A 1,235-nucleotide genomic window follows, 5' to 3' on the forward strand; every position below is an offset into this window, starting at 1 on the left:
CCCGTGAGCGCAAGAAGAATCTTCGAAAGGCAGTATAGCGGCGCGTAGTCGGGTGCTGACATCTGTCCGGCCTCTGATGCGGCCTTCCATTTGCCGCCGGCCCGTATGGGAGTTCGCCGATCGGATCCATATCACTACCGCGCGCTCGAAGCGCTCTGTGCTGAACTGGTTTTTCCGATCCGTCTCTCATCGACTGTCGCGCCATACCTCTCCGTGTGACCTTCCTACACCTGCGACGACCTCAGACCGAGCTGCTATGCTGCCACGGCCGGAGCCCTGTAGGTCCCACCTCTTGCCATGAGCGCCCAGACGATGCGGGCCATCTTGTTGGCAAGAGCGACGACCACAAGCATTGGCGGCTTGCGGGCGAGCATGCGCCCAAGCCACGATCCTTCCCGAATGCCTCGCCGACGAGCATGACGCACGACAGCGCTCGCTCCGATGATAAGCAGGCGCCGCAATGTACGCTCGCCCATCTTCGATGTTGCACCGAGCTTCTGTTTACCGCCGGTTGAGCGTTGCAGCGGCGTCAGGCCCAGCCAAGCGGCGAAGTCGCGCCCCTTTCGGAAGATTGCGGCGCAAGGCGCCAGTGCAACCAGAGCCGTTGCCGTTATCGGACCAACGCCGGGGATTGTTGCCAACCGCCGCACGTCTTCATCCTCTCGGGCACGCCGTGCAATCTCGGCATCGAGCTGCTTGATCCTTTCCTCCAGCGATCTCAGCGTATCGACCAGCACGGTGAGGGCCAGGCGGGCTGCTTCTGGCAGATCGCCCTCAGGATCCTCTACCTTTTCCATCAGCTTGGCAGTATGTGAAGGGCCCTGGGCAACGACCAGTCCATATTCTGCAAGATGGCCGCGCAAGGCGTTGATCGTCTGGGTGCGCTGCCGCACCAGCAGATCACGAGCCCGGAATACGGCCGCACTCGCCTGCTCCTCCTCACTCTTCACGGCGACAAAGCGCATGGTCGGCCGCTGCGCGGCCTCGCAGATCGCCTCGGCATCGGCGGCGTCGTTCTTCTGCCGCTTCACGAAAGGCTTCACATAGGATGGCGGGATCAGACGAACGGTGTGCCCGAGCTTGCCGATCTCGCGCGCCCAGTGATGCGCCCCAGAACAGGCCTCCATGGCGACCAAGCAGGCCGGCTGCCCAGCGAGAAACGCAAGCACCTTGTCGCGTCGCAGTTGCTTGCGGAAAACAATGGCGCCCGCCGCATCGGCTCCATGCGCCTGAAA

At 62.9% G+C, this 1,235-nt stretch carries 1 protein-coding gene; it reads right to left on the minus strand.

What is annotated here, in order from left to right:
• Positions 1-254: 254 nt before the first annotated feature.
• Positions 255-1,235: IS110 family RNA-guided transposase (locus NKH67_RS33975; RefSeq protein WP_353033101.1), on the minus strand; the 981-nt coding region annotated here is incomplete at its 5' end.

This window comes from Mesorhizobium sp. M0968, assembly GCF_040319065.1.
Classification (GTDB): Bacteria; Pseudomonadota; Alphaproteobacteria; order Rhizobiales; family Rhizobiaceae; genus Mesorhizobium.